The following is a 19,068-nucleotide window of genomic DNA, read 5'->3' as shown; positions in this document are numbered from 1 at the left end:
AACGTTCGAACTAAAATTTGTTATAAAACGTCGAACATTTATAATCGAGAAGCCTTACTATTAAAAACCCTGAGTACTAATAGAAAACTGTTGTGTGCCACTAAGAAATATGAAGTGTTCTGAATTTTCTCATTTTCATCCTTGACACTCCTACTTAATCAAAAACTTTATACAAGGCTTATACCTTGATACATACACGCATAGATCGAAAATCGGTCGCCAGAGGGCTTACATTTTGGGGCCAGTGGTTTATTTCTATGTGCCTTGTCATTTCGGCACTATTAGTTTTGGTGTATACCAAAAATGGCAACATCGACTTCCACTATCGAATTGCTGGCATTTTAACATTACTTATTTCTGTGCCTGCCTACTCAGTCACCAACGCTTATTATAAAAGACACAGTTATTTAAACGGATTACTACGCCTGTTCATAGGTTGGACGTTCACTCTAACGTGCTTAAGTACCGTCGGATTCATCACTAAATCCAGCGAGCTATTCTCTCGTGAAGTTATTATCTCGTGGGCGCTAATTGGCTACACCATTCAAGTCCCCCCCTACTTACTACTTCATTACTTGTCACGACACTATCACAGACGAAACAGCCATCACTACAACAGCCTCATCATCGGCTCTGACGGTGTCGCACTAAAATTAGCTGATAGCTTTATTCAGGAAAACCATTTTCCTTTTGTCGGCGTTGTCAGCGCATCACCTTTTGAAGACGGAGAGAGTTCACCTCTGATTGTTGGAGACCTAACACAACTGCGCGAACTCATTACTGAGCACAATATTCGACGCTTGTACTTAGCATTGTCTCTGCAAGATGCGCAGCGGATTGAAGCTTTATACATTGATTTACTCGACTTAAATGTCGATGTCGTCTGGATTCCTGCTTTAGACAGCATGCTTCTACTGAATCACTCTGTCAGCGAAATTGGCGGACGACCTGCTATCCACTTGAACGAAAGCCCATTAACCAGTCATCCGACAGCGGCTTTTAGCAAAGCATTTATGGAGCGTTCGCTGGCTCTTAGTGCCATCGTTTGCTTAAGCCCTATTTTGATACTCGTCGCGCTAGCAGTTAAAATTTCTTCACCCGGCCCTATTCTCTTTAAGCAGCAACGGCATGGCTGGAACGGTAAGGTCATTCAAGTCCTAAAGTTTCGTTCAATGAAAGTACATGACGATAAGCATGTCCAACAGGCGAGCAGAAATGACTCACGTGTTACAGCAGTCGGACGCTTTATTCGTCGTACCTCATTAGATGAGCTGCCTCAACTATTCAACGTCTTGCACGGTGATATGGCATTGGTTGGGCCACGGCCTCACGCAGTTGCCCACAATGACTATTACACAGACAAAATCCATGCCTATATGGCGCGCCATCGCATCAAGCCAGGCATTACAGGTTTGGCGCAGATCAGCGGTTGCCGTGGGGAGACTGACACGATTGAAAAGATGCAAAAGCGTGTAGAGATCGACCTTGATTACATCAATAACTGGTCGTTATGGCTCGATATAAAGATCATCATCAAAACGCCCTTCACTCTAATTTCTAAAGATATTTATTGATCTTAGGTAGATGAATAGAGTCACGCTTTTCACTGACTTAGTATTTATGGCCCAACACTAATCGCCCTCACACAGAGGGCGATTTTTTTTGTGTAAACCGCTTGCTCAGTGTGCCTTCTTGGTTGTCCGCGCTAGTCTTTTTCATCGACTCACAATCAAGCTTTATTTGATGTTGAGGCGAGCTTGGCGCGATGTGTTGAAGATCAAAAGATCGCAGCCTGCGGCAGCTCCTACGGGGTGAAGTGCCATTTGGGGGGTGCTTTTGAAGAGCGCTTTTTTTGATGTTGGGGCTAGCTGGATGTGATGTGTTGAAGGTCAAAAGATCGCAGCCTGCGGCAGCTCCTACGGGGTGGACTGCCATTTGAGGGGGTTGCTTTTGAATAGTTTTTTATTTGATGTTGAGACGTGCTGGGCGCGGGGTGTGTAGGTCAGCCGTCTGGGTTATTCAGTATTCGGTTGGCAGGCTTTGCGCCAGGTGTATTGCAGTTGCGCTATTGCGGCGCTGGCTATTTCTTGTTGGGCGCGCGATGGGGACTGTTCGAGTGCTTTGAGCAGTGTTTCGCTCGGTTTGTCGATGATCGCGAGGTTTTGCTCGTTTGGGCCTTGTTGTTTGAAGGCTCTGGCTAGGCTGTGTAAGTAGCGGTCGCGTGCGATGGCTAAGGCGCCTTGGCTGTTGGCTAAACTGGCGCGTACTTCTAGTAGCTCGTCTCCGAGGTCTAAGCCTAGTAGCCCGCGGGCCCAGTGACGACGACCGGTGGTGTAGATTGCGCTGTAGCGCGACAGTCGAATCAAGCGGTCGGCCATGCGCCCTCCAAACCAACTTTCGGCTTGTTCTAAGGGGCGCACAGTGAGTTGAGCCAGGTCGAACAGTAAGGCGTTGTACATCCGTCGATAGTGGCGCTCGCCGGGGTTGAGTTGGATTAAGCGGAACACTAATACGGCGATCCCACCCCCTATGAGGGGGGCGATGGCGCTGTTGAGGAAGGCGGCGAAGTCGTAGGTCATCAGGTTGTTTGGCCCGATGTTGTTGACGAAGAAGATGCAGAACGCTGAGGCCGTGGCGGCTAATTTTACTCGGCTCATGCATAACGATGCCAAGAACAAAGGTATGCCTAGGCACACGCCGAGCATGGCGAAGCTGTCAAAGCCGGGCAGGAGGCCGAAGTGCACAAGCGCGGCGACTGGTATGGATATGACGATCCCTTTTAAGAAGTTAAGACTTGATTCAGAGGGATTTTCTCTAGCAGCAAATAAGCTTAAGACGACGCCGCAGATTGATATCGCGCCTAAACCTGCTGGCCACGCCGTGAATACCCAAAAAGCAGCAACGGCCAAAAACGCTAAAGCACAGCGCAGGCCTGCCAGTACACCTTGTTCAATGTCTGTGTGCCACGACATAGCACCCGGCGCACCCGGCGGCACTCTGCCCTGTTCTAGGGCGTGTAGCGTTAAAGCCCCTTGGTCAATTAACTGTAAGAGCTGAGCGAGTTCCAGTAGGCAAAAATGCGCTTCTGGGCTGAGGCTTGGGTCTTGAAGTGCATGGCTGATTTGCTGAGCGAGCGCGGGTAAATCTTGATGACGTGCTTGTTGTAAGGCGGCGGCGACGTTTTCTATCAGGGGCGTAACCCGTGCAGAGTCGTCAAGCATTAGCCGTTGCCGCGCCACTGCGCGCGCCGCACGCAATAGGCTAAGCAGATCTCGGCTGAGCACACGCAACGCTTGTGACCGGCGGCGCCCTTTGGGGCCTTCAAAACGGGCACTGGCGTGCTGGTTATCGACCGCCACCAGTCGACCTAAGGCGTCGAGCAGCCCTTTGCGTTGGTCTGTCCCTAAGAGTTCTGCCGCTGCGGCGCTGAGCCCTGCTAACCAGGCCGCATGCCCTTGTGCCGATAGCCCTTGCTCTGCGTGGCGCGGCCATAAAACGGTGCTCGCCACTGCGGCGCAAATAATCCCTAGGCTGATTTCTATGCAACGAGCCGTTGCATGATCGAACACCGCCTGCGGATCTGAAACGGCGGGGAGCGCAATGATTGCAGCGGTGTAGCCTGCCAATACAAATCCATAGGCCGCGTGACCACGTAAGAGTGATGCGCCCGTGGTGCAGAGTGCCAACCATGTGGCCATAGACAGCAGAAACAGCAGGGGCAATTGGCCAAACATTGCGATCATCGCTACCGAGGCTACCCCCCCAACCACTGTGCCCGCTAAGCGGTAGGCGCCCTTGCCTAGCACCATGCCGCTGGTGAATTGGCCAACGATAAACACGGTCGTTAACGCCCACTGCGGCTGTTCTAGGTCGAAGATGAACGCCAGGTACAGTGCCACCATGCCTGCGATCATGTTACGCACGGCGAACAGAAGGTCACTGCGCGAGGGTGTGAGGATTGCCTGCCAGAAGTCTGATAATTGAAGTGTGGGCGGCTTCATGCTTGGTCGTTTAGTAGCCTGCTAATGATTAGGATGGTATCTATCTCTCGTTAAAAATCCAATGCTGATCTCACGCGGCGTGTCGCCTGCGCGTGGGCCAGTCACAGCTTAGCTTAGGGTTTGGGCTAAGCGGCTGTGTGCTACTCAGCAAGTCTTGCGTTAGCGCAGTGTTGTTCACTTAAGAACAGAGCACCATCAGTTGTTGAGCAGCCGGTCGACGCTCGATTGCTCGCGATCTGTTAAAGATCAAAAGATCGCGAGCAAGCTCGCTCCTAGGCGGTAGGCTTTTTACTCAAGTGAACAACATTGCATGCCCGCCCGCCTCTTCACGCGCCTTTGCGTTGTCATTCACGGGTAGCCACTGTGCGATAGCAAATAGCACTTCAAACACGGTGAAGCCTAGGATCAACACACTGGCGCCGTGTGCGACCGCATACAGTTGCCAAAGCGCGAACAAGGCTCTGGCGCAGGCGTCATAGATACCCACACTGCGGCTCGGGTGCATCAGCCGCCAGCATGACCAAACGGTGACAATGCTGCCCAGTAGGTTGACGAATAGCATCGAGTTGACGTCAAAGGTGGGGACTGGGCGTTCTAGCGCCAAGGCGGCAGATAGCGCAGCGAAGCCTTTAAGCACCAGTGATGCAGTCCAGGGCGTCATAAAGCCTATGGTCATGATCAGGTCGTATACCGCGCTGGCGCGAACGATGTGCAGATTGTTCTTTACGCTTAACATATTCATCCCTCATTGTTTGGGCCCGCAGGCTAAAGCCTGGTGTTAGGTCCAGAGTCAATACGAGTATGCAAAGTCATGAGAATTGGTGAGGTTGCCGCACGGGCGGGCGTGTCCGTAGACGCACTGCGATTTTATGAAGAGAAACAACTGATACAACCGCTGCGCACTGCCAATGGTTATCGGCTCTATACCGAGCAAACGCTGCAACTGGTGGGCTACATAAAGTTGGCGCAACAGCTTGGGTTTTCGTTGGCAGAGATTGGCGAAAACTTGCCATTACTGTGGGACAACGAGGCTCTCTCTAAAGACTTATTGGCTCAGCTCTTTGCAGAAAAAATCGCTGTGATTGATGCGCGTATACAGCAAATGAACGCTCTGCGCGGGCTCTTGGCAGAGCGCGCGGCGCAGGTCTGCCCGTTGTTGGATGAGGCCGACTCGCCTCGAACCTGAACACCCTGTGATGACCGCAAGCAGCATTACCAAAAGAGCTGCCACCGATCAAAGCGATTGGCCTGATGCGCCCTCTACTCGACGACTGCCGATCATTGCACGGCGGACTTAGCCCATAGCTAAGTCAAAACAGAGCCTGCAGGTATAAGGGTTAAATCAGGCGTGTTACATCACTAAGGTAATGTCCAAACAAACGAAAACTCCGCTTGGCATGACCTTTCCAAGCAGAGTTATCGATTTGATATTTAATGCGTAATTAGCACGTCATCAATGTGATGCAACAGCTTACCTTCGTAAAAGATACTCACACCGGTAACATTTGCATCACCTGCCACTCGGTAAGTAACCGGTTTGTCCACTAATACGTTCAGACCGATATCAGCTGGGACTGTTACTTTAAGGTCAAGCCGCAGGTCAAAGGATTTGTCCTGAATAGGGCTACGCTCTAAACTCACCAAGATCGCAGAATGGCGAACAGTCACACAACCGTCTACCCGAAAAAAATGATCACCAGGCATACGGTTTATTTGAGCTTTCCAGTTTTTAGTGTCGATATTCACAATCAATAATCCATTTGAGAGTTATGAGTTAATTTAAGTACCGCCCAGTCAAAATGCGCCCTATGGGTTACTTAAGCAATATGCGTTGAACAGCTATTGGTAAGATTATTTTTCAGAAATACTCATTAATAACTTACTCCTGCACTCGTTATAGAGTCAGCTATGTTTAAACCATTTATGACCTACAAACATCAAAGGGAAACCGCTGTTTGAGCAGATGACCCTGTCGCAACAAGCTATTAAACTAGCCGGCCACCAAACGCTTTCTCAGCAAGAGGCCAAGCATGTTCGATCATCCCACCTACCCAGAAGTCACAGAATGGTTCGCCACACTCGGTGTCGACGAGGTGTCCTATAGCGTCTGCGCCATCGACCTGACTAATGAGCCGATCGAATACTGGTTTTACAAGCGCAACCAATTGCGGCCTGAGAGCCTGAAGCTCAATCTGTGCGTGCCCGCCAATGGAAACTGGTGTGTCGACCTGTCACGGCATGACAAGCTGTTTAACGTTCAGTGGCGCCCCAATGACGACTTGCGCGTTGAGTCCCAGCAGCTTCGCTACCGCAAGCTGATCAAGTGGCCACATTTGTACAGGCTCATGGACTTCCCCTTACTGGTCGCCCAACTGGAACAATGCTTGGATGTGCGCTTTGTGCGTCACGCTGATGTTAATACGCGCTTGCTGGAACCCGAGGCGCTTGTGCGTAACCCGAACATCCGCCAATGGTTGGCACCCTGTGCTGATACCTTGGGCTGGGACAGGCGAATGCAATCCGAGTAACGGGGGAGCCTTTGCATCTAGCCTGCGAGTCAAGCTCGCTAACTTAGCTGGGGCCGCCTGTCGCAGTAAGTCCTTTTGGCCATCGGCGCTGTGTACGACTAGTGGGCACGGTAGGCATGGCCAATCGCCCAGATTCAGAAAGCGAATGAACAAGCCGGATAGGGAGCAATCGCAGCAAAAAGTAAATTGATCGAAACAACTACGACCTTGAAAAACGCAGCTAGAATAAAACAGCTCATTTTTAGTTATGTCATCCAGCACTAACCTTCAGATATTTCATAAGAGGAAATCGACTATGAAAGCAGCTGTTGTTGCAAAAAACAAAACTGTGGTTATAGAAGAAAAGCAATTACGCCCTTTAGAATATGGAGAAGCGCTACTAAAAATGGAATGCTGCGGTGTATGCCACACAGACCTACATGTAAAAAATGCAGATTTCGGTGATGTGTCCGGGATAATACTTGGGCACGAAGGTATCGGTGTCGTGACTGAAATATCGCCAGGTGTAACATCACTTAAAGTTGGCGATCGAGCGAGTGTTGCTTGGTTTTTTCGCGGCTGTGGAAACTGCGAATATTGCAACAGCGGTAAAGAAACATTTTGTCGACATGTCAAGAATGCAGGTTATACCGCAGATGGCGGCATGGCTGAAGAGTGTATTGTCAATGCTGATTATGCGGTTAAAGTACCCGACGGTCTGGATTCAGCCGCCGCCAGTAGCATTACGTGCGCTGGCGTTACCACTTATAAGGCCATTAAAGTTTCAGGCATAAAACCAGGGCAATGGCTGGCGATTTACGGCCTAGGTGGGCTGGGTAATTTAGCACTGCAATATGCTAAAAATGTTTTCAATGCCAACGTCATTGCCATTGATGTTAATGACAAGCAATTGGCGCTGGCAAAAGAGATGGGGGCAGAGCTCACCCTTAATCCCAAGACAGATAATGTCGATGAAATAATCCAGAAAGAGCTCGGTGGCGCCCATGCCGCGATAGTGACAGCAGTCGCAAAATCAGCATTTAATTCCGCGGTGGCCAGTGTCCGCGCTGCGGGACGTGTTGTGGCGGTAGGCCTTCCGGTTGATACGATGGACCTGAGTATTCCGCGCCTAGTCTTAGACGGTATTGAGGTGGTCGGCTCTCTGGTGGGCACTCGTGAAGACTTAAAAGAGGCCTTCCGTTTCGGAGCAGAAGGAAAAGTCGTACCTAAAGTACAAATGCGTCCACTCGAAGATATTAATACTATTTTTGATGAAATGGAGCAGGGAAAATTCACCGGCCGCATGGTCATTGATTTCAATAGATAAAATTACACCATAGATCTCGTCTTACTTCTTATTTCAAAAACGCCCCTGGATTTCGTGGCTAGCCACCTAATCCGGGAGGTGTGAGCAGGGGTAAGATCGTGTCTATTCAAGTAAACGGTGCTTCTTCTCAGCGATAAAGTTCGACTCTTATCAAACATGAAGTCAGTTATTGATTTCAAAAGACATCACTGTGTTCGTATTTACACAGGGTGTGTTGGCAGACAAATATCCGTGTAGGAGCTGGCGCAGGCTGCGATCTTTTAATGTTGCGCTAGAAGATCAAAAGATCGCAGGCTGCGCCACCGCCTACAAAAACAGAGATGCACCCAAATATCGTGCGCGATGGTGTTACGACTGTCTGCCGTTGATCGCAGCCTTTGTGCCACGTCAGAGACTACCGACTTAGCCCGTTTGCTGCGCGACAGCGCGGCGTCTGGACGACAGGGAGTCAATTGATCAACCCGGGGCACTTCGGTCGTCACCGGGCAGATGGGCAACCAACCATTTCGCACAACAACGTCGTTGACGATGCTGCCCAGGCTGACACCTTCCGAACTGCCACTGCGTGTGGTTTTGCCGCTGCCGCGCATGTCGCTGGCTTTGCCTCGGATCACCAACGTGTCAGGTGGGCCTGACAACTCGACTTCATCGACGGTGTAACGGCCTAACCGGGTTAGCGCTGAACCGGTGTAGCCGAGGAATATTTCGATGCTGGCTCCGCGACTTGGTAACGACACTACACAGTCTCGATCATCGACACGCAGTTCGAAGTCGTCGGACTCCACGCCGGGTTTGTCCGTGGTGCGCAGTAGCAGTAAGCGGTCATTAATCAGTGAGGTGATGTCTGCACCGTCTGCGACGATGCGAAAGGTGGGGGTCATAAATGCTCCAGACGGCAAAAAGCCCCGCACTGCGAGGCCGTAAAGAAACATCATTAGGTTATAAAGCGGACTATGCTGAGGGCGTTAACCTACTTGCCAAATTAAACCTAGTAGGTTATTTTTCGACGCATGGAAAAAAGACCCCGCACTGCAAACTACACACCGTTAAAGCCCTGATTGAAGCGGGCAAGGTGCGATCCACTCTGTCAGCACTGACAGGTGGCGCGGCCTTGGGCTTCGACTTTGACGCAATCGTCAGCGTGGTCATGGCCTTAGCCCCCGCTGACTTTTACAAAAGCATGACCACGCACGCTGACCACAAGGTCTGGCAGGACGTGTACCGGCGTAAAACTCAAGCGGGCGAGGTCTACCTCAAACTCACGGTCATTGATGATGTGCTCATCGTGTCCTTCAAGGAGCTATGAACATGAAATGTCCATCTTGCGTCTCGGCCGAGCTGCTGCATGACACCCGCGACGTGCCTTACACCTACAAAAATGAATCCACCGTAATCCCAGCAGTGACAGGTGATTTTTGCCCGGCCTGTGGCGAAACCGTACTAGATGCCAGCGAGTCAACCCGCGTCAGTGCTGCGATGCTGGCTTTCAACAAACAAGTAAACGCTTCGATTGTTGATCCAGGCTTTATCACTACTGTGCGTAAAAAGCTGGACCTGGACCAGCGTGAAGCGGCCGAGATTTTCGGCGGCGGGGTGAACGCGTTTTCCCGTTATGAAAACGGGAAAACCAAACCGCCTCTGGCACTGGTCAAGTTGCTAAAACTACTCGACCACCACCCCGAGTTGCTGAATGAAGTGCGTTTAGGCTAACCCCACAACATCACCCCCTCCTCACTCGCCCCCACCACATCCGGCAAGTGAATCACCACTCCGGCCCGATAGGGTTGCACCTCATCTGCCAGCCCTTGGTTGGCATCAAGCACGGCTTCGACCGTGCCGTTGAGGTGGCCGTAGTAGTTTTGGCAGAGGGTGTCGAGCACGTCGCCGCTTGCGGTTCTACAGGTCGTCGCCATAGCGTGCAAACTCCAAGGTAAAGCCCTGTTTTCGAGGGATTCCGCCTTGCAGGAAGGCGCTTTGCTCTTCTTCTATGCTTTTCAAACACCAGTTACCCAGTACGTCGCCATAGCCAGTAGTCAGGCCCAGCGGCTGGAGTTGGGCGCCGATGCTGCGAAGGGTATTGAGTTGTTTGAGGCCACCTTTAAACCCGGGGTAGATCGCGCCTTTGAGGGTGATGCGTTCGTTGCCCATGCCAATGGCTTGTTGGGCCGGTCGGCGGGTGAGGTGCTCTTGGGACGCCCAGCGAAACTCGGTTGAGCGCACGAGTTCGTCAAAGGCGGCGGTATCTAGGTTGAAGTAGTACGGCTTAGCTCCTGTATTAAGGGGCTGGAGAATTAGCAGATGGGGGTAAGGTTTGACTGCTTCCATAGCAGGAGTTAGGTCGATTCCAAAAGCACCAGTGGGGATGATGTTGCCCAGCGCAGGGTTGGCCTTGCCTGCAATTCTGTTGATGGCTGTCGCAGCTTTGCCCGCTTGTTCTTTAAGGGTGCCGAGCCGCTCTTCGATTTGTGAAGCTGCACGTACGCCTTTGTTATAGGTGGCGACTACGGAGCCGACTTTAGATTGGGCGGCGTTGATGCCACGCATGAGCCGCTGGATCTTGTCGGCGGTTTGCGGGTTGATAAAGGGCAAGTCACCCAGTTCGGAGGCAGCGCCGGTGATTTCGCTGATCACGCCATTGAGCGGCCCGAACATGCCATCGAGGCTGCGCCGCCCGGTGACACCGGCAGCCGTTAGGTATTTAAGGCCTGCCTGCAGTTGTTCCAGGTAGCTCATATTGGTTCCTTATCCCACGTGCGGTTCGTCATACAGGTTGCGGTTCGACAGTTGCTGGCCGAACTGCTCCATGTTCGCTGCAGGTGCGGTTGTAGTTCGCGGGCCAGTGCGGCAGGGTCTTTGACGTCGCCTTTGACGGTGATTTGCAATGGCGCCGAGCTGTCGATTTTCTGCTGGATTTTCGGCGGCTCGACGTTGAGTACAGGTTCTACTTTGGGCAGGCATGGCCTGCGGGCCGGTCGCCGGGCCGCTGGTGAGCGAACGCACCACGGCCCCCATGTTGACGGCCCCGGGCAAGCCTTGGATTAAGCTTGGGTTGTAGGGCGCAGCATTGAGTACAGCAGCAGGTTTTTCTGTGTCGCTGCCAAACCATGATTTGCCCAGCATGGCGCCCAAGGTTTCGCCGCCCATGCTGCCGAGGATGCCGCCGACTACGCCGCCAATGGCAGTGCCCAGCACCGGTACCACAGAGCCGATAGCCGCCCCCGCTGCCGCGCCTGCCAGTGCACCAGCCATGTTGCCCGCCGCTGCGCCGTAGCCTTCGGCTTTGGCGTCTTGGGTTTCGGCACTCTGGTAGGTATCGAGGATGCGTAAGCCGCCTTCAAACAGGGCGGCGCCGGGGATGACCTTGCCCGCTTTGCCCACTAGGTTCATCGCCCGTGCAGCACCCCCGGGCGCAGGCACTGGCGGCCGTGGTGGGCGACCACCACTAGCCCGACGTCGGCTGTTGCGGTTGCTGCCGCGATTGTGACGGTTGCCACGCCCCGCTCCACCGCCCATGTCGCCAGCGTTGACCACGAAGACTTTTTGCGGGCCTGTGTCTTCGTCATCACCTTTGGCTTCGCGCAAGACGTCGAGCACTTTGAGGCCGGTTTCGATAGGGTCGAAGCCTGCCTTTTTGTCGCCCTCGCCTTCGCTTTCTTCCTCTTTTTTGCCGCCCAACGCTTTCAGGCCGATTTCTGCAATGTTCAAGAGTTTGGAGCTTTTGCTGTCCGGTCGGCTGTCATCGCTGCCATCGGCATTGGTGACGAAGACTTTCTGCACGTCGTTCTTATCGCGGGCACCTATCACGCCACGGACGATGTTGACCAAGCCCTTGCCCATTTTAAAGGCGCTGAAAGCAGCAGCGACCACCCCAATGGCGCATGAGTACACGTCCAGGGTTTCGATTTGATGTTCACGGCCCATCGGGCCGAACTGGCCGGTCACCTCAATGACACGGGGGGCCGGTGGATACACGTCGATCACTTCGCCCTCATACACACAGCTATAAATGTTGATGACGCCGGTGCTTTCGAGGCTGATGACCAGTTCGGTCAGCAATCGGCTCAAGGGTTTGGCGTCATCGATCAGGGCAACCAGTTCGCGGGACATTTCTTCGGTTATGCCGGTTTCCAGCACGCCCACCTTGAGCGCAAAAGTCCCGGGCACGCCCAGCGGTAAGGTCTGCCACCACTCGATCACTTCCAGTAAATAGCCCAGTGGTTCGACCACGCGGCGCAATGCCCCGATAGTGCCTTTGTGGGAGTGGATGTAGAACGTCGATTCAATCGCTGCACGCTTGACCTGCTCGCTCCAGCGGTTATCCCATCGATCTACCGACCAGGCCCAAGCCAGTTGGTGCAGCAAATGCGCCGGGCATGTTTGGGCGTTGTACAAGGTACGAATCGGGATGACCGGCACGTCGTCCATCGCGGCTTCAATGGCGCGTTCCAGTTGCGTGCTGTTCAGGGGTAACAGGCTCATCCTGTACCGCCTTGGATCACGCTGTAACCCGTGCAAAACGCCGCTTGGTGCTTAGCACGGGGGATGTCTTGCCAACCCGGCAAGTCAACGCGGCTCACACCAGTGATGTGCAGCTGCGCATCAACCTCAGAGCGAGGTACTTCGACACCCAAACGTCGACGCGGGTTGATCCACGCGGCCAGACGGCGGGTAGCTTCGGCCAAGATAGCCTCGTTCTCCGAGCCGGTGCCCGCCATGTGCAGAACGGCATCAATCCGGTATTCCTGAACCTCGGCGCTTTGAACGGTGAGCCGGTCACCGACCGGGCGAATGTCTTCATCGCTGAGGTGGTTGTGCACCTTGTCCAGCAAGGCTTGATCCGCAACGCCATTACCCTCCAGGTGTAACACCGTGACCACCACGTGGGCCGGGCTTGGGCTTTCGGCCTGAGCATCGGCCACCAATACCGAGGCATTGCGCGCATGCAATATGTAACTGTTGCGCGGCCCGGCGGTGGTCAGGCCCTCATAGACCAGTTGAATGCGCTCACGCAAGGCATCGTCCAATTCCATGACCCTCGGTACCGGCGGCACGCTGAGGGCGTTGGCTTCTTGAACCACTAAACGCTTGAGCCTGACGTTGGCGGCCAATTGATCAAGGTCGGTGCGTTGCGCGTAGGCGAGCAACAAGGCCTTGGCCCCGTCATTGATCCGCGCCCGGGTTTGCAGGCGGCGGTATGCCCCCAGTTCCAGCAGTTTGACCACCGGATCGCTCTCAAGTGTCGCGTTCCAGTTATCGCCCATGTAGGCACGAAACACGCTCAACTCCTCTTGATAGGCGTCTTCAAAATCCAGTGACTCCAGCACTTCCGGGGGCGGCAGTGCCGACAGGTCCACGGTGCTCATGCCCTTACCTCCAGTGCAACGCGATTGCCCAGGTACTCGCCCTTTAGCTCAAAGCTGATCACTCCGTTGAGCACCTCGGTGACCCGCACGGCGTGCAACTTAAAACGCGGTTCCCACAGGTTGAGAGCGTGGGCGACTTCGGCCTGCACCGAGCTTTTCCAGCCTGCCGTGACTGGCATGTCGACAAAGCGCCGGACTTGGCAGCCATAGGCCGGACGCATGCGCCGACTGCACAGCGGGGTGGTCAGAATGTCGATGATGGACTGGCGCAAATGGTCGACGCCGGAAAGGGCCGCACCGGTGTGGCGATCCATTCCGATCATCGGGGTTACTCCGTCAGGGGTTCAAAGTCTGTGTGGGCGTCGAGGTATTGGTACTGTTCATCATCGAAAGCACAGGCTTGACCTTTGGCGACAGCCAAGCAGGCACCGCTCGGTAAAATCAGGGTACGCGAGGTAAAAACGTTGTCGCGAAATACACGTACCGAGTTAATGAAAGGGACTTTTTTGCAGAACCTGAGTAACCGGATCGGCAACTTGCTCGCCAAGTGTTTTTCTCATAGATTTATTCCCGTTTAAAAGTTCATAGTTAATCAGCTACTTCATTAGCTCATCACCAAAGACCGCATACGAATATTTTCTCACCGCATCAAATCGAATACACAAGGAGCAACCCAATAACAGATACTGTTATAGATAAACGATCTTGACACCGCCCCCCTACAACAACCTAATGTATTCCGGCGTTATCAGAACCTCCACTAATAGAGAAATAGAATAAGCAACTGTCAATTCTTACAGGTGCGAACCTTTTAAAAAAAATACACACTAGGGTTCCATAATTCATATTATTGAGGATGCAGCCATGGAAAATAATATTTTTCTTACCGCCAACGGAGAAAAAGTTGAAAACGCGATTGCTAGATTTGACTGGAATCGCCCAGGCAAACCTTATGATTTCTTCACGGGAAATAATGTAAGGGTCAACCACACAGAAAAATGGATTCAAGTAGTCGCGACGTACAAAGAAAAGGTTTTCTGGATAGTTGTAAATATCCCGCATACATATGCTGACGGCCAATATCAAATCATAACCGCACAAGAGTTCGCTGATGGCGTAAAAGGCATCGTATTAGGGCACGTTATGACCCCAGAAATTTTTACGCCCGATCACTCTGGCTCCATCTCATTCAACCGCAACGATAAATTCACAATCACTTTTTCGGGATTAAAGGACCAAGGCTACAATATTCTAAATGGATTCATTGAATTTGATGATGTGGCCTCTTAGTCAATTCATCATTAGACCTGCGCTTAACGTCGGATTCCGTGAGCATCTATAACCCTAGTGTTTATGGTTGGATGTATTACCACCGGTATCGGTGATTTTACCGATGCCGGTGATGTCACCGGTCACCGTCAGCGGGCCGTCGATGGTGACTGCGCCGATCAAGCCAATGTCACCGGCCGTGACCGTCACGCCACTCCCGGTCACCACCGCCGAGCTGCCACCGACGCTGATTGTGACGGTGCCGCCGGGATACGTCTTGAACAGACTATCTCAACTTAATTATTGCGTGATCGGTAAGGAGACAAAAATGCACATTTTTGATACACCGCGATCATATGATTCTCTTTTCTACGGCCCTGCAGCTCCTCTGTTGAGCCTAGCAAGCTGAGGCCTAATACCTAGAGTCATGCTTAGTCGCAGGCAACTTGCCACCATGCAAGGCGTCCCAATTACCCTCTGAACCAAGGATGCTTAAGGAAGCGATCCAAAAAATTGCGGAAGCGACCCCAAAATCCCAGCCACAAAAAAGCCCCGTAGACGTTAATCTACGGGGCTTTTAATGTGGAGGCCGAAGCCGGAATCGAACCGGCGTGGGCGGATTTGCAATCCGCTGCATAACCATTTTGCTATTCGGCCATTGCGCTTGACACTTCTGCTAGAAACATCAAAAGCAAGTAAATTGGCTACTTGATCGTTACAACTCTTTGATTCTTCAGCTATTCAGGTAGTTGCCCCGAGCTGATGGCGCGCATTATGTACTAGAAGAGTTTAGCTGGCAACCCCCTGAATTCTAATAATTTTTAGCTTATAGGTGGCTGGGTGGGAGGCAGGGCCGCTTTTGGAAAAGATTAAAAGATCGCGAGCAAGCTCGATCCTACAGAGGTAGCACGTACTTACTCTGCAGGGCAGGTATCTTCTTGCACGCCCCCTTGACTGCTCGTCATCGCCTACAGGCCGCCTAGCTAAAAGTAAGAGAGTTTCCAATTTCCTACCTTCAATAGGTTTTAAACCTTCGCCAGAGAGGGATCGGGCTGACTTTAATCCTAGGAGTGCTCACGTACAGTCTCGCCGCCGTTAACGAACGGACTGACATATCTCTTGGAGCTATACGATGAAAAAAATATGGATGCCTGCTGCTCTTGCTGCAGTAGTTTTGGCCACCAGCGGTTGCATGAGCCACAACGTGAGCCAGCCAAACGCTCCAATCGCAGGCACTGTCACTGCCGACTTGAAAGCAAATATTGATGTTGGCGGCGAAATCACCGGCCAATCGTCTTCCGACATCCTGTTCGGCGTGCTGAAAATCAGCGGTGACAGTGAGTTCGCAGATGGCGTGTCGTATGGCGGCCCAGCCCCTGCTTTCAGCCTGCCTGATCCGGTATCGGCCACCAAAGCCGCTGCCGCTTACAAAGCAGTCAAAAGTTCGGGAGCTGACTTGATCGTTGCTCCACGTTACGCCGTATCGGTTGAAGATTATTTCATCTTCAAAAAGGTGAACGTGACGGTAACTGGCAACAAAGGCACCATCAAAAACATCCGTTAAGTCGTGTGTTGCGTCAGGCCTGCTGTTAGACCGACGCGCTCGGGCTGATTCCCCACTCAGCACATACCCTGTTTAAGCCGATTGACCTAATGGTCGGCCTGTACAGCGAGCGAACGGTTACCAGCAGTCTGGCTCGGCGGGACATAAGTCCCGCCACCTACCCTTAAATGACGACGTTGCGGATAAATCGAACAACCTTGTCACCCTCATTGCAGTAAGCATGGGGCTTATTGCTGGCGTACATGTAAAACTCCCCCGCTCTGAAAGTGAATGACTGCTCGTCTATCACTAACGTTAAACACCCTTCAAATACATATAGCTGCTCGCTCCAACCATCAGCATCAGCTTGCGAGTGATATTGATCGCCAGGCTCCAAGGTCCACTCCCACAGCTCTACTTCTTTACAGGCCACGGCCTTGGCCAGCAAGACGGCTTTGCTTCGTGTGTTGGTTCCGGCCCATGCCAGTTCGTTGATACGACTCTGATCGACGGCATCAGGCGCTTGGATCAAATCACTGAACGCAACATTCAGTGCTTCTGCAACCCGATCAAGGGTACTCAAGCTGACATTTTTCTCGCCTGCCTCAATTGCGACAAGCATCCGGCGACTGACTCCCGACAAGTCCGACAAGACACTTTGGCTGAGCTGGGCAAGCAGTCTCAGACGCCGAACGTTCTGACTGACATGCTGCAAGACCGAAGCACGCTGCACGGCGCCTCGCTGTAAAGGATCGACTTGGGAATTTTCATTGCGCACTATATTGCTCACTCTATGGAGCTGCGCAGTATACTGCTCAGCTTTGACGCATTGTGCGTCTCTCCTCTTATAGCGTGCAAGGTTATGTCTAAGTTGAACTCTTTCAAGTTCGCAGCTTTTGCTTCCCGTTTCAGCAAAGCGGAATGTGTGTTGATCCTGATCACAATGATCTGGGGGGGCACCTTTTTGTTGGTCCAGCATGCGCTTACGTCCAGCGGCCCCATGTTTTTTGTCGGCCTGCGCTTTGCCGCCGCGGCGATTATCGTTGCGCTGTTTTCATATAAAAGTTTGCGCGCGATGACGCGTCTTGAACTGAAAGCCGGTTTTTTTATTGGCACCTCAATCATGCTCGGTTATGGTTTGCAGACCGTGGGCCTGCAAACCATTCCCAGTAGTCAATCAGCATTTATCACCGCACTTTACGTACCGTTCGTGCCACTGCTGCAGTGGATGGTGCTAGGTCGCAGACCTGGCCTGATGCCCAGCATTGGTATCGTGATAGCGTTTGCCGGCTTGATGCTGTTGTCCGGCCCCGCGGGGGCATCGTTGAGTTTTAGTCAGGGAGAGATCGTGACCCTGATCAGCGCAATCGCCATCGCCGCAGAAATAATTCTAATCAGCGCCTATGCCGGCAAGGTTGATGTGCGCCGGGTAACGGTAGTCCAGCTCAGCACGGCGTCTATCCTGTCCTTTATGTTGGTTGCGCCAACCGGCGAAGCGATTCCCGATTTCTCTTGGCTTTTGTTGGTCAGTGCCGTGGGTTTAGGCGCTGCAAGTGCTGCCATTCAGGTGGCCATGAACTGGGCGCAAAAAAGTGTTTCACCAACCCGTGCCACCCTTATTTATGCCGGGGAACCGGTGTGGGCCGGGATTATTGGGCGCTTGGCGGGTGAGCGTTTACCCGGTCTAGCATTGATCGGAGCTGGATTGATTGTTGCAGCAGTGATCGTAAGTGAGTTAAAACCTAAGGGTAAGACACCTAAGGAGACGGATGATCAGCAAGGCAAGCAAGCCTGTGAGTAATGCTGTGACACCTCGTTCACCCGGTTAAACCTCATCATTGCTAACGATCAGCGCACTGCCCGCTCGCTACCTCGCGCGCGGCGCACGCTTTAAGGAAGCGCGTATATAAGGAAGACACACGACTTGTTATTAAAGATTTGCACACATTTTGTAGGATTCATCTACCGATCCGCTGTTGGTGATCCTCAAGTCGGCACGTATGATCGCTCACAAACTCCTGCAGATTAGAAGCCTATGTCCCTGATAGTTCTACTGCTTCTGCCATTTATTGGCAGCTGTCTGGCGGCTGTTTTGCCGCACAACGCACGTAACAGTGAATCACTATTGGCCGGTTTGATCGCTTTGATCGGCGTAGTCCAAGTAGCCCTGCTCTATCCACAAATCGCCCACGGTGGCGTGATTCGTGAAGAGTTCATGTGGCTGCCGAGTCTCGGCCTCAATTTTGTCCTGCGCATGGACGGGTTTGCCTGGCTGTTTTCAATTCTGGTTCTGGGCATTGGCGCTCTGGTGTCTCTGTACGCCCGCTATTACATGTCGCCCGAAGACCCAGTGCCGCGTTTCTTCTCTTTTTTCCTGGCTTTTATGGGCGCGATGCTCGGGCTGGTGATTTCTGGGAATCTGATCCAAATCGTATTTTTTTGGGAGTTGACCAGTCTCTTCTCGTTCCTGCTGATCGGCTATTGGCACCACCGCTCTGATGCCCGCCGCGGCGCTTATATGGCGCTCATGGTCACTGGCACCGGTGGTTTGTGCCTGCTGGCGGGGGTCGTACTGCTCGGCCATGTCGTCGGCAGCTACGATCTGGATGTCGTGCTGGCCGCAGGCGACCAAATCCGCGCTAGCCATTTGTACCCTATTTTGTTACCGCTGATCCTGATCGGCGCCCTCAGTAAAAGTGCACAGTTCCCGTTTCATTTCTGGCTGCCCCACGCGATGGCAGCGCCCACCCCAGTGTCGGCTTATCTGCACTCGGCGACGATGGTCAAGGCCGGCGTGTTCTTGTTGGCACGCTTGTGGTCACCTCTGTCCGGGACTGAAGAGTGGTTCTGGATTGTCAGCGGCGCCGGGGCCTGCACATTGGTTCTCGGCGCTTACTGCGCGATGTTTCAAAACGATCTCAAAGGCTTGCTGGCGTACTCGACCATCAGCCACTTGGGCCTGATCACCCTGCTGTTGGGCCTTAACAGCCCGCTGGCGGCGGTGGCGGCAGTGTTCCATATCCTTAACCATGCCACGTTCAAAGCGTCGCTGTTTATG

General features: G+C 52.7%; 19 protein-coding genes, 1 tRNA gene and 3 pseudogenes. 10 read left to right on the top strand and 13 right to left on the bottom strand.

The window, feature by feature from the left end:
• Positions 1–257 precede the first annotated feature (257 nt).
• Positions 258–1,574 carry an undecaprenyl-phosphate glucose phosphotransferase gene (locus tag AQS70_RS17045; RefSeq protein WP_082428141.1) on the top strand — a complete coding sequence of 439 codons (1,317 nt, stop codon included), beginning with the start codon at positions 258–260 and terminating at the stop codon, positions 1,572–1,574.
• Between the two features lie 441 nt (positions 1,575–2,015).
• Here the strand turns inward: AQS70_RS17045 and AQS70_RS17040 are convergent, their stop codons facing one another.
• Together AQS70_RS17040 and AQS70_RS17035 are read right to left on the bottom strand one after the other, a co-directional pair.
• The gene (locus AQS70_RS17040; protein ID WP_055103931.1) at positions 2,016–4,001 is read right to left on the bottom strand and encodes an FUSC family protein; all 1,986 of its coding nucleotides are present in this window, start codon (positions 3,999–4,001) and stop codon (positions 2,016–2,018) included.
• A gap of 292 nt (positions 4,002–4,293) precedes the next feature.
• Positions 4,294–4,737 carry a hypothetical protein gene (locus tag AQS70_RS17035; protein ID WP_055103930.1) on the bottom strand — a complete coding sequence of 148 codons (444 nt, stop codon included), beginning with the start codon at positions 4,735–4,737 and terminating at the stop codon, positions 4,294–4,296.
• A gap of 75 nt (positions 4,738–4,812) precedes the next feature.
• Here AQS70_RS17035 and AQS70_RS17030 point away from each other — a divergent pair, with 75 nt between their 5' ends.
• A complete protein-coding gene (locus tag AQS70_RS17030) occupies positions 4,813–5,187 on the top strand; it encodes a MerR family transcriptional regulator (protein WP_055103929.1) in 375 nt (124 codons plus the stop codon).
• A 245-nt stretch (positions 5,188–5,432) separates the two neighbouring features.
• On the opposite strand, the gene AQS70_RS17025 is transcribed toward AQS70_RS17030, so the two are convergent.
• The gene (locus AQS70_RS17025; RefSeq protein ID WP_055103928.1) at positions 5,433–5,747 is read right to left on the bottom strand and encodes a hypothetical protein; all 315 of its coding nucleotides are present in this window, start codon (positions 5,745–5,747) and stop codon (positions 5,433–5,435) included.
• A gap of 284 nt (positions 5,748–6,031) precedes the next feature.
• On the opposite strand from AQS70_RS17025, the gene AQS70_RS17020 reads away from it, so the two are divergent.
• Positions 6,032–6,529 carry a hypothetical protein gene (locus AQS70_RS17020; RefSeq protein ID WP_055103927.1) on the top strand — a complete coding sequence of 166 codons (498 nt, stop codon included), beginning with the start codon at positions 6,032–6,034 and terminating at the stop codon, positions 6,527–6,529.
• Between the two features lie 295 nt (positions 6,530–6,824).
• The gene (adhP, locus tag AQS70_RS17015) at positions 6,825–7,835 is read left to right on the top strand and encodes an alcohol dehydrogenase AdhP (protein WP_055103926.1); all 1,011 of its coding nucleotides are present in this window, start codon (positions 6,825–6,827) and stop codon (positions 7,833–7,835) included.
• Between the two features lie 449 nt (positions 7,836–8,284).
• Here the strand turns inward: adhP and AQS70_RS17010 are convergent.
• A pseudogene (locus AQS70_RS17010) lies at positions 8,285–8,716 on the bottom strand (phage late control D family protein); the annotation flags it as partial.
• A gap of 134 nt (positions 8,717–8,850) precedes the next feature.
• Between AQS70_RS17010 and AQS70_RS24120 the strand changes: the two are divergent.
• Together AQS70_RS24120 and AQS70_RS17000 are read left to right on the top strand one after the other, a co-directional pair.
• Positions 8,851–9,141: pseudogene (locus AQS70_RS24120) on the top strand (type II toxin-antitoxin system MqsR family toxin); the annotation flags it as partial.
• A gap of 2 nt (positions 9,142–9,143) precedes the next feature.
• The gene (locus tag AQS70_RS17000; RefSeq protein ID WP_055103925.1) at positions 9,144–9,545 is read left to right on the top strand and encodes a type II toxin-antitoxin system MqsA family antitoxin; all 402 of its coding nucleotides are present in this window, start codon (positions 9,144–9,146) and stop codon (positions 9,543–9,545) included.
• Here the strand turns inward: AQS70_RS17000 and AQS70_RS16995 are convergent.
• From AQS70_RS16995 to AQS70_RS16970, 6 genes and pseudogenes are all read right to left on the bottom strand, one after another.
• A complete protein-coding gene (locus AQS70_RS16995) occupies positions 9,542–9,748 on the bottom strand; it encodes a tail protein X (protein ID WP_055103924.1) in 207 nt (68 codons plus the stop codon). The two genes, AQS70_RS17000 and AQS70_RS16995, sit on opposite strands and share 4 nt — an antisense overlap.
• Positions 9,732–10,568: a phage tail protein gene (locus AQS70_RS16990; RefSeq protein ID WP_055103923.1), complete on the bottom strand. Its 837-nt coding sequence runs from the start codon at positions 10,566–10,568 to the stop codon at positions 9,732–9,734. The genes AQS70_RS16995 and AQS70_RS16990 overlap by 17 nt, the downstream gene beginning before the upstream one ends.
• A 1,149-nt stretch (positions 10,569–11,717) precedes the next feature.
• Positions 11,718–12,314, bottom strand: a pseudogene (locus AQS70_RS23655) (phage tail protein I); the annotation flags it as partial.
• Complete coding sequence (locus AQS70_RS16980) at positions 12,311–13,198, bottom strand: baseplate assembly protein (RefSeq protein ID WP_055103922.1); 888 nt, start codon at positions 13,196–13,198, stop codon at positions 12,311–12,313. The pseudogene AQS70_RS23655 and the gene AQS70_RS16980, both read right to left, overlap by 4 nt.
• Positions 13,195–13,521 (bottom strand): GPW/gp25 family protein, encoded by a 327-nt coding sequence (locus tag AQS70_RS16975; RefSeq protein ID WP_055103921.1) that lies wholly within the window; start codon positions 13,519–13,521, stop codon positions 13,195–13,197. The genes AQS70_RS16980 and AQS70_RS16975 overlap by 4 nt, the downstream gene beginning before the upstream one ends.
• A gap of 5 nt (positions 13,522–13,526) precedes the next feature.
• Complete coding sequence (locus tag AQS70_RS16970) at positions 13,527–13,745, bottom strand: hypothetical protein (protein WP_055103920.1); 219 nt, start codon at positions 13,743–13,745, stop codon at positions 13,527–13,529.
• Between the two features lie 317 nt (positions 13,746–14,062).
• Here AQS70_RS16970 and AQS70_RS16965 point away from each other — a divergent pair, with 317 nt between their 5' ends.
• Positions 14,063–14,488, top strand: a complete 426-nt coding sequence (locus tag AQS70_RS16965) for a hypothetical protein (protein ID WP_055103919.1) — start codon at positions 14,063–14,065, stop codon at positions 14,486–14,488.
• A gap of 54 nt (positions 14,489–14,542) precedes the next feature.
• Here the strand turns inward: AQS70_RS16965 and AQS70_RS24340 are convergent, their stop codons facing one another.
• On the bottom strand, positions 14,543–14,752 hold the full coding sequence (locus tag AQS70_RS24340; protein ID WP_420912357.1) for a hypothetical protein: 210 nt from the start codon (positions 14,750–14,752) through the stop codon (positions 14,543–14,545).
• A gap of 298 nt (positions 14,753–15,050) precedes the next feature.
• Positions 15,051–15,124: transfer RNA gene (locus AQS70_RS16960), tRNA-Cys, on the bottom strand.
• A 475-nt stretch (positions 15,125–15,599) separates the two neighbouring features.
• On the opposite strand from AQS70_RS16960, the gene AQS70_RS16955 reads away from it, so the two are divergent.
• Positions 15,600–16,031: a hypothetical protein gene (locus AQS70_RS16955; protein WP_055103918.1), complete on the top strand. Its 432-nt coding sequence runs from the start codon at positions 15,600–15,602 to the stop codon at positions 16,029–16,031.
• 163 nt (positions 16,032–16,194) lie between these two features.
• Here AQS70_RS16955 and AQS70_RS16950 read toward each other — a convergent pair whose 3' ends face one another.
• A complete protein-coding gene (locus AQS70_RS16950) occupies positions 16,195–16,788 on the bottom strand; it encodes a helix-turn-helix domain-containing protein (RefSeq protein ID WP_187331824.1) in 594 nt (197 codons plus the stop codon).
• 15 nt (positions 16,789–16,803) lie between these two features.
• On the opposite strand from AQS70_RS16950, the gene AQS70_RS16945 reads away from it, so the two are divergent.
• Together AQS70_RS16945 and AQS70_RS16940 are read left to right on the top strand one after the other, a co-directional pair.
• Positions 16,804–17,811 (top strand): DMT family transporter, encoded by a 1,008-nt coding sequence (locus tag AQS70_RS16945; protein ID WP_082428138.1) that lies wholly within the window; start codon positions 16,804–16,806, stop codon positions 17,809–17,811.
• 234 nt (positions 17,812–18,045) lie between these two features.
• Positions 18,046–19,068: proton-conducting transporter transmembrane domain-containing protein (locus AQS70_RS16940; RefSeq protein ID WP_277620598.1), on the top strand; the 1,023-nt coding region annotated here is incomplete at its 3' end.

Origin of the sequence: Pseudomonas endophytica (assembly GCF_001411475.1) — a bacterium.
GTDB lineage: Bacteria > Pseudomonadota > Gammaproteobacteria > Pseudomonadales > Pseudomonadaceae > Aquipseudomonas > Aquipseudomonas endophytica.
Note: the sequence above shows the minus strand (reverse complement) of the source record. Positions and strands in the feature narration are given on the sequence as shown.

Bases quoted from the DNA above. Each gene is read 5' to 3' on its own strand.
- AQS70_RS16955 (WP_055103918.1), top strand. From the start codon at position 15,600: ATGAAAAAAATATGGATGCCTGCTGCTCTTGCTGCAGTAGTTTTGGCC.
- AQS70_RS16995 (WP_055103924.1), bottom strand. From the start codon at position 9,748: ATGGCGACGACCTGTAGAACCGCAAGCGGCGACGTGCTCGACACCCTC.
- AQS70_RS16990 (WP_055103923.1), bottom strand. From the start codon at position 10,568: ATGAGCTACCTGGAACAACTGCAGGCAGGCCTTAAATACCTAACGGCT.
- AQS70_RS17040 (WP_055103931.1), bottom strand. From the start codon at position 4,001: ATGAAGCCGCCCACACTTCAATTATCAGACTTCTGGCAGGCAATCCTC.
- AQS70_RS17030 (WP_055103929.1), top strand. From the start codon at position 4,813: ATGAGAATTGGTGAGGTTGCCGCACGGGCGGGCGTGTCCGTAGACGCA.
- AQS70_RS17045 (WP_082428141.1), top strand. From the start codon at position 258: ATGTGCCTTGTCATTTCGGCACTATTAGTTTTGGTGTATACCAAAAAT.
- AQS70_RS16975 (WP_055103921.1), bottom strand. From the start codon at position 13,521: ATGATCGGAATGGATCGCCACACCGGTGCGGCCCTTTCCGGCGTCGAC.
- AQS70_RS17020 (WP_055103927.1), top strand. From the start codon at position 6,032: ATGTTCGATCATCCCACCTACCCAGAAGTCACAGAATGGTTCGCCACA.
- AQS70_RS17035 (WP_055103930.1), bottom strand. From the start codon at position 4,737: ATGTTAAGCGTAAAGAACAATCTGCACATCGTTCGCGCCAGCGCGGTA.
- AQS70_RS16945 (WP_082428138.1), top strand. From the start codon at position 16,804: ATGGAGCTGCGCAGTATACTGCTCAGCTTTGACGCATTGTGCGTCTCT.
- adhP (WP_055103926.1), top strand. From the start codon at position 6,825: ATGAAAGCAGCTGTTGTTGCAAAAAACAAAACTGTGGTTATAGAAGAA.
- AQS70_RS16980 (WP_055103922.1), bottom strand. From the start codon at position 13,198: ATGAGCACCGTGGACCTGTCGGCACTGCCGCCCCCGGAAGTGCTGGAG.
- AQS70_RS16965 (WP_055103919.1), top strand. From the start codon at position 14,063: ATGGAAAATAATATTTTTCTTACCGCCAACGGAGAAAAAGTTGAAAAC.
- AQS70_RS17000 (WP_055103925.1), top strand. From the start codon at position 9,144: ATGAAATGTCCATCTTGCGTCTCGGCCGAGCTGCTGCATGACACCCGC.